This window comes from Trinickia sp., from assembly GCF_051961175.1.
Taxonomy (GTDB): domain Bacteria; phylum Pseudomonadota; class Gammaproteobacteria; order Burkholderiales; family Burkholderiaceae; genus Trinickia.
In genome coordinates, this window is record NZ_JBQCDN010000179.1 from 1 (window position 1) to 7937 (window position 7937).

General features: G+C 63.6%; 8 protein-coding genes. 6 read left to right on the forward strand and 2 right to left on the reverse strand.

Annotated features, from left to right (window positions below; translation table 11 throughout):
- Positions 1–28 precede the first annotated feature (28 nt).
- The 6 genes from rnc (at position 29) to nagZ (ending at position 5442) form a co-directional block, all read left to right on the forward strand.
- Entirely contained in the window at positions 29–1201 is a 1173-nt protein-coding gene (rnc, locus tag ACTHL0_RS10120) for a ribonuclease III (protein WP_440566598.1), read from the forward strand.
- 103 nt (positions 1202–1304) lie between these two features.
- Entirely contained in the window at positions 1305–2168 is an 864-nt protein-coding gene (gene era, locus ACTHL0_RS10125; protein ID WP_440566599.1) for a GTPase Era, read from the forward strand.
- Positions 2155–3135 (forward strand): DNA repair protein RecO, encoded by a 981-nt coding sequence (gene recO, locus ACTHL0_RS10130; protein WP_440566592.1) that lies wholly within the window; start codon positions 2155–2157, stop codon positions 3133–3135. Before era ends, recO begins: the two co-directional genes overlap by 14 nt.
- Positions 3132–3896 carry a pyridoxine 5'-phosphate synthase gene (gene pdxJ / locus ACTHL0_RS10135; protein WP_440566593.1) on the forward strand — a complete coding sequence of 255 codons (765 nt, stop codon included), beginning with the start codon at positions 3132–3134 and terminating at the stop codon, positions 3894–3896. The genes recO and pdxJ overlap by 4 nt, the downstream gene beginning before the upstream one ends.
- 5 nt (positions 3897–3901) lie before the next feature.
- Complete coding sequence (acpS, locus tag ACTHL0_RS10140; protein WP_440566594.1) at positions 3902–4315, forward strand: holo-ACP synthase; 414 nt, start codon at positions 3902–3904, stop codon at positions 4313–4315.
- A gap of 98 nt (positions 4316–4413) precedes the next feature.
- Complete coding sequence (gene nagZ, locus ACTHL0_RS10145) at positions 4414–5442, forward strand: beta-N-acetylhexosaminidase (RefSeq protein ID WP_440566595.1); 1029 nt, start codon at positions 4414–4416, stop codon at positions 5440–5442.
- Positions 5443–5641: 199 nt separating this feature from the next.
- Here the strand turns inward: nagZ and ACTHL0_RS10150 are convergent, their stop codons facing one another.
- The gene (locus ACTHL0_RS10150; RefSeq protein ID WP_440566596.1) at positions 5642–7021 is read right to left on the reverse strand and encodes a sigma-54-dependent transcriptional regulator; all 1380 of its coding nucleotides are present in this window, start codon (positions 7019–7021) and stop codon (positions 5642–5644) included.
- Between the two features lie 326 nt (positions 7022–7347).
- Complete coding sequence (efp, locus tag ACTHL0_RS10155; RefSeq protein WP_440566600.1) at positions 7348–7905, reverse strand: elongation factor P; 558 nt, start codon at positions 7903–7905, stop codon at positions 7348–7350.
- Positions 7906–7937: the final 32 nt, after the last annotated feature.

The following is a 7937-nucleotide window of genomic DNA, read 5'->3' on the forward strand; positions in this document are numbered from 1 at the left end:
GGCGAGGCGCGCGCGTTATACTCTGCACATGCCGCTATCTCCGCTGGAAAGCCGGTTGCGCTACGAATTTCGCAATGCGGAATTGTTGCGCCAGGCGTTAACTCATCGTAGTCACAGTGCCTCGCACAATGAACGGCTCGAATTTTTGGGCGATTCCGTTCTAAATTGCGCGGTGGCTGCACTTTTGTATCAGCGATTCGGCAAATTGGACGAAGGCGATCTGTCGCGCGTGCGCGCGAACCTCGTCAAACAGCAGTCGCTCTACGAAATTGCTCAGGCCCTTAATATTTCCGAGAGCCTGCGGCTTGGCGAAGGGGAGCTGCGCAGTGGCGGGTTCCGGCGGCCGTCGATTCTTGCGGATGCTTTCGAGGCCATCCTCGGGGCCATCTTTGTCGATGGCGGTTTCGATGCGGCCCAGACCGTCATCAAGCGTCTGTATGTGCCGATCCTCGATCACATCGATCCCCGCACGCTCGGCAAGGATTCCAAAACGCTGCTGCAAGAATATCTGCAGGGGCACAAGATCGCATTGCCGACATACACGGTCGTGGCCACCCACGGCGCCGCTCACAACCAGCAATTCGAAGTCGAATGCACGGTGCCCAAGCTCGAGGTGAAAGTATCGGGTTCGGGGGCGAGCCGGCGTGCTGCCGAGCAGGCGGCCGCGAAGAAGGCACTCGAAGAGGTCATGGCGGTGCAGCCGGCGCTCGAGGTCAAATCGAAGCGCTCGCGCGGGGCACGGGCCGGGAAGCACGGCGAACCCGAGGTGGTGCCCGGCGTGAAGGGCGTGCAAGCGGCGCTCGATCTGCGCGCGCCCGAGCGTCGAGCCGAGATGGCTGCGCGCGCCGAAGCCGCGAAAGCGGCGGCGCCCGAAGGCGCGGATCGAGCCGCTGCGGTGCCGCCGGCGATGATTCGCGCCGCGCACGTCGAGCACAAGGCGGCAGGACGCCCGCATGAAGCAAGCGCCAAAGGCGAAGCATCGGCCAAGTCCGATGCGCCCGCCGTCGCGCAGAAACACGAGGGCCTCTCAGCCACGGCCGACGCGCAAGCCAAATTCGAGCCCGGTGCGGTGAAAGCCGATGGGCCGTCCGGCGGGGCTGGCACGCCCGGCGGCGAGTCCACCCGCGCTGGCGAGGCCGAACTCGTCTCCGATCTCGCCGGTGCCGTCCGCCCGCGTACGCCCGAGCCTGACCATTCATGACTTCATTCGTGCTCGCGGCGCCCGCCATGCGCCGCGCCGATACTTTTCGAATCGCCTCCCTCGCATGATCGATACCCCCACTCCCACCGGCTTTCGCTGCGGTATGGTCGCCATCGTCGGCCGGCCGAACGTCGGTAAATCGACGCTGATGAACGCGCTCGTCGGCCAAAAAATCAGCATCACGTCGCGCAAGGCCCAAACGACGCGTCATCGCATCACCGGTATCCATACGTTCGAGGACGCGCAGTTCATCTTCGTCGATACGCCGGGCTTTCAAACGCAGCACAGCGGTGCACTGAACCGTTCGCTGAACCGCGCCGTCACGTCCACGCTGACGGCCGTCGATGCCGTCTTGTTCGTGATCGAGGCGGGACGCTTCGGGCCCGACGATCAAAAGGTGCTCGATCTGATCCCGCCGTCCGCCCCGACGCTGCTCGTCGCGAACAAGCTCGACCGCGTCAACGATAAAAAGACGCTCTATCCGTTCTTCCAAAAGATGAGCGCGCTGCGCGAGTTCAAGGAAATCGTCCCGCTTTCGGCGAAGCATGTGGACGATATCAAGCGCCTGCTCGATACGATCAAGCCGTACCTGCCCGAAGGGACGCCGATGTACGGCGAGGACGATCTCACCGATCGCAGCGAACGTTTTTTGGCGGCCGAGATCTTGCGTGAGAAGGTGTTCCGGTGGACCGGCGACGAACTGCCGTACACAAGCACGGTGCTCATCGAAAAATTCGAAACGGAAGGGCGGCTGCGCCGCGTGTTCGCGACGATTCTCGTCGATCGCGATGCGCACAAGGCCATGATCATCGGTCACAAGGGCGCCAAGCTGAAACAAATCAGTACCGAGGCGCGGCTCGACATGGAGAAGCTCTTCGACGGTCCCGTGTATCTCGAAACCTTCATCAAGGTGAAGAGCGGTTGGGCCGACAACGAAGCCGGGCTGCGTGCCTATGGGTACGAATGACGGGATCTACGATACGTCGGTGACGCTTCCCGCGGCGGACGACGACTGGGGCAGCGAGCCGGTCCGAGGCAGGGCCGCCCGTGCTCAAGCTCGCCCGTCGGCGCCCGCACCGGCGCCGAGCGCCGCGGGGGCGGGCACCAAGGTGCGCCGCCGGACGCCACGCGCCGACAGCGCGGGCGAGGGCAAGGGCGCGCCGAACGCCGACGATGAAGGGCCGCCCGCGGCGCCCGTGCGCCGGACCTCACGTGAGCCGTCGCATCGGATCGCCGAGCAGCCGGCGTTCGTCCTGCACAGTTATCCCTACCGCGAAACCAGTCTCATCATCGATGTGTTTTCGCGTGACCACGGCCGCCTGGCACTGGTCGCGAAAGGGGCGAAGCGCCCGCACTCGGCGCTGCGCGGCGTGCTGCAGACGTTTCAGCCGCTATCGATGTCGTGGTCGGGCAAATCGGAGATGCGCACGCTGACGGGGGCCGAGTGGGTCGGCGGCATGTTGCCTTTGCGGGGCGACGCATTGCTGTGCGGCTTCTACGTGAACGAATTGCTCGTGAAGTTTTGCGCGCGCGAGGATCCGCATCCGCAACTGTTTCATCACTATGTCGTTACGCTGACGCGGCTCGCACACGACGAGCCGGCGGTGCAAGTGCTGCGTTCGTTCGAGCGGGTGCTGCTGCGCGAGACCGGGTACGCCATGGCGCTCGATCGTACGGTGGCGCGCAAGGCCGTCACGCCCGAAGGACGCTACGTCTTCGATCCGGAGCGCGGCGTGCGAGAGGCGGCGAGCGAGTGGCCCGCGCACTGGCCCGTGATCTCGGGACAAACGTTGCTGGATATGGCGCGCGACGATTACCATCGTGCCCAGACCGTCGCGCAAAGCAAAACGCTGATGCGCTTTTTGCTCAACACCTATCTTGGCGGCACGCCGCTCGCAACCCGCCAGATTCTTCTCGATCTGCAGAACTTATGAGCTTCTTTCTGACGTCGCCCGGCGTCATCGAACTGGGCGTCAATATCGATCACGTGGCCACGCTGCGCAATGTGCGCGGTACGCGCTACCCCGATCCGATCCGCGCCGCGCTGCAAGCCGAAGCGGCGGGCGCCGACGCGATTACGCTGCACTTGCGCGAGGATCGCCGTCATATCGTCGATGCGGACGTGCGCGCGCTGCGGCCGCAACTATTGACGCGGATGAACCTCGAATGTGCCGTCACGCAGGAGATGCTCGATATCGCCTGCGACGTGCAACCGCACGATGTCTGCCTCGTACCGGAGAAGCGCGAGGAGCTGACGACCGAAGGCGGGCTCGACGTGGCGGGCCACTTCGAATCCGTGCGCGCCGCTTGCCGGCAACTGGCCGACGCGGGTTCGCGCGTTTCGCTGTTCATCGATGCGGATGAAGCGCAGATTCGCGCAGCCCATGAGGTGGGTGCACCCGTCATCGAGCTGCACACCGGACGCTATGCCGATGCGCACGACGAAAGCGAGCAGCGGCGCGAGTACGAACGCATCGTGCGCGGCGTCGCGCTGGGCGCCTCGCTTGGACTGAAGGTCAATGCCGGGCATGGCCTGCACTACACGAACGTGCAGCAGATCGCGGCAATCGAAGGCATCGTCGAGCTGAACATCGGTCATGCCATCGTCGCACAAGCGATCTTTGTCGGCTGGGATAATGCGGTGCGCGAGATGAAGGCGATCATGGTGGCCGCGCGTCTCGCCGCGACGCACTGACGCCTATGGCCATCTACGGTATTGGCACCGACGTCGTCCAGGTGAGCCGCGTGGCGGCCGTCATGGCACGCACGAAGGGGCGCTTCGCCGAGAAAGTGCTCGGCCCCGACGAACTGCGCATTTACCACGCACGCAAAGCCCGCTCGGAAACCCGTGGGCTCGCCTTTCTCGCGACTCGTTTTTCGGCAAAGGAAGCGTTCTCGAAAGCGATCGGGCTGGGTATGCATTGGCCGATGACCTGGCGGGCGCTGCAGACGCTGAACGAAGCGAGCGGCAAACCCGTCATCAAGGCATCGGGCGAATTGGCCGAGTGGCTGAACGCACGAGGCATTACGGCGCAGGTGACGGTCAGCGACGAGCGCGACTATGCCGTGACGTTCGTCATCGCCGAATCGGACATCGCCGCGCCCACGACTTGAGCGGATTGCCATGCCAAGATGGATGCCCCATGCTGCGGCCGAGGCATTCGTTTCCCTGACCTGCCGGCTTTTATTTTTCCGACATGCTCCTCGATTCCATGAAGAATCCTCCCGGTCCCGTGATGCTCGACGTCAAGGGCCAAGTGCTCACCGACGACGACGTGCGGCGCCTCGCGCACCCGATGACGGGCGGCGTCATTCTGTTCGCGCGTCACTACGAGAATCGCGGGCAGCTGATTGCGTTGACTGACGCCATTCGCGAGGTGCGCGACGATTTGCTGATCGCCGTCGATCACGAGGGTGGCCGCGTGCAGCGTTTTCGTACCGACGGCTTCACCGTGCTGCCGGCGATGCGGCGCCTCGGCGAACTGTGGGACCGCGACGTGCTGCAAGCCACCAAGGCAGCCACCGCGACGGGCTATGTCCTGGCTGCCGAGCTGCGTGCGTGCGGTGTCGATATGAGCTTCACGCCGGTGCTCGATCTCGATTACGGCCGCTCGTCAGTGATCGGCGATCGCGCGTTCCATCGCGACCCGCGCGTGGTGAGCTTGCTCGCCAAGAGTTTGAACCATGGGCTTTCGCTGGCGGGGATGGGGAACTGCGGCAAACACTTTCCGGGGCACGGATTCGCCGCGGCCGATTCGCACGTGGCGTTGCCTGTCGACGAACGCCCGCTCGACGAGATCCTCAACGACGATGCGGCGCCCTATGACTGGCTCGGGATCGCGCTGGCGTCGGTGATTCCGGCGCATGTCATCTATTCGAAAGTCGACGACAAGCCGGCGGGATTCTCGCGGATTTGGCTGCAAGACATCTTACGCGGCCGGCTGGGCTTCAGCGGGGCGATTTTCAGCGATGATCTATCGATGGAGGCGGCACGCGCCGGCGGTACGCTGACGCAAGCGGCGCAAGCGGCGCTCGAAGCGGGGTGCGACATGGTGCTCGTCTGCAATCAGCCCGAAGCCGCCGAAGTCGTGCTCAATGAGCTCGACTACGTTCCATCGAAGGAGAGCGCACGGCGCTTGAAGCAGCTGCGCCCGCGCGGCAAGGCGCCAACCTGGCGCAAGCTGATCGAGCGTCCGGCCTACCGCGAAGCGAAAGCGCTGCTGGAGAGCGCGTTCGGCTGACAAGGGGCGGCGTGACCGAAGCCGATGTAGCGTTCGCCCCAGCGGGGCTTGGACCTGCTCGGACAGGCCGCTTGGACGAACTCGAATGCCTGGGCTTCGATGGCCGCGCCTTCGGCTTCGCGCTGCTCGCGTCGCTCCTGGTTGGCGCGCCGCGCTCTCAGGCGCTGCCGCGAGAAGACGGCGATTACCACGAACGGTGCTACGCCATTTTCATGCGTTGCAGTTTGTTGTAGAGCGTTTTCGGGCTGATGCCGAGCAAGGTCGCGGCGCGGTGCCGCGTCCCGCCGACCGCATCGAGCGTTGCCCGAATCAGCAAATCTTCGACATCCGACAACGGCGTGCCGACGGTCACTTGCACGCTGCCGCCGTTCAATCGCCGCCCGCCCGAACCGTTTGCCTCGTCGGCGCGCAGCGAATCGACGATCTCCCCCGATGCGTTGTACGCCCGCCGCACGCGTTCATGTAGTTCGCGCACGTTGCCGGGCCAATCGTAGGTCAGACACTCACGCACGAGATTCGGGCCGATGCGCTTGTTCACCGTGGCCAGGCCGCTGGCGTTGATCTCCCGGTTCAGCTCGTCGACGAGCGCTTCGGCCAGCAGCACGGCGTCATCGCCGCGTTCACGCAGTGGCGGCAGGGCAAGCGATGCGGCGTCCAGGCGCAGCCAAAGATCTTCGCGCAGCATGCCCTGAGCGACGGCATCGCGGGGTGGCTTGCGCGTGGCCGCCACGATGCGACAATCGACGCTCACCTGATTGTTGCCGCCGACGCGCATGTACGTTTGCGAATCGAGCGCGCGCAGCAGCGCTTCTTGCTGGGGCAGCGGCAAATCGGCGATCTCGTCGAGGAAGAGCGTGCCGCCCGCCGCTTGTTCGAATAGGCCCGGGTCACGTCGCTCAATCGTCGGCAGCGCGCTTTCCTGGCCGAACAGCATGCTGTCGAGCCCGCGCTCGCTCCCACCATCGCGGGCGAACGCGCGGCAATCGAATACAACGAACGAGCCCTTGCGGCGCCGGCTCATCTCGTGGAGCGTCCGTGCCGCGATTTCCTTGCCCGTTCCTGCCTCGCCGCAGATGAGCACGGCCGATTCGGTGGGCGCCAGCCGTTCGATCGCATCGTAGATGTGCGCGATTGCATCGCTGCGCCCGATCATCGGCCCGAAGCGCCCGAGCCGGCGCAGGGACGCCCGCAGCAATTGGACTTCTTCCGTCAGCTCGTAGGGGCGCGGAATCCGCGCCAGCAGGCTGCGCAGCCGCGGGATGTTGACCGGCTTGAGCAGATAGTCCCAAATGCCATGGCGCAATCCCTCGATGGCGCTTTCCACCGTCGCGTTGCCCGTCATCACGATTACCGGCACGACACCGTCCGGCTGCGCCGGCAGGTGATGCAGCAAATCGAGACCGCTGCCGTCGGGCAGGTTCAGATCGATCAATACGACATCGGGAATGAAACGCGTCAGTGCGGCGCGCGCTTCAGCGAGTGTGGCGGCCGTATCGACGGAAAATCCATCGGCGGCGACGATCGCATTGAGACCCGACAGGCTATTGGGATCGTCTTCGACAATCAGGGCGTGTGGCATGGCTGGCGTAATCAATTAGAGGAGTCGGGAAAGCGTCGGTGCCGGAAGAAATGACGCCATCCGCGGGAACATATCTCGACGGCGCGCGGGCTACCGGTTGACCAAAGCATTTGGCGTGCCAGATCGTTCTCCTATATAGAACAAGGGTTTGCGCCCGTCACTCGGCAAGAGCGTCAGGTCCGGTCCTCCGAGTGTGAAAAAACGACCGGTAAAGTTTGCTTAACCATACACCACTCATACGAAAAAAAAAGCGCCCCGGGGGGCGCTTTCAGTCGGCATAACGTTCCGCATTACGCACTCTTGAGTGCGCCGAACACGGACAACGCTTATGCGCGGCTGCGGTATTCGTCCGTGCGCGTATCGATTTCGATGTTGTCGCCGATATTGCAGAACAGGGGAACTTGCAGTTCGAAGCCCGTGGTGATCTTGGCCGTCTTCAGCACCTTGCCCGACGACGTATCGCCCTTCACGGCCGGTTCCGTGTAGGTGATTTCGCGCACGAGCGTGGTGGGCAGTTCGACCGAAATCGCTTTTTCGTTATAGAACACGACTTCGCAGGGCATGCCGTCTTCGAGGTAATTGAGCGCATTGCCCATCATCTCGGCTTCGACTTCGAACTGGTTGTAATCGGCATCCATGAACACGTACATCGGATCGGCGAAGTAGGAGTAGGTCACTTCCTTGCGATCGAGCACGACGACGTCGAACTTGTCGTCCGCCTTGTAGACCGATTCCATGCCTGCGCCCGTCAGCAGATTCTTCAGCTTCATCTTGACGACGGCGGCATTACGGCCCGATTTGTTGTATTCGGTCTTTTGCACGACCATGGCGTCGCTGCCAATCATCACGACGTTGCCCGTGCGCAGTTCCTGTGCAATCTTCATAAAACGATCCTGTGCGAATAAAGTGGCTGATC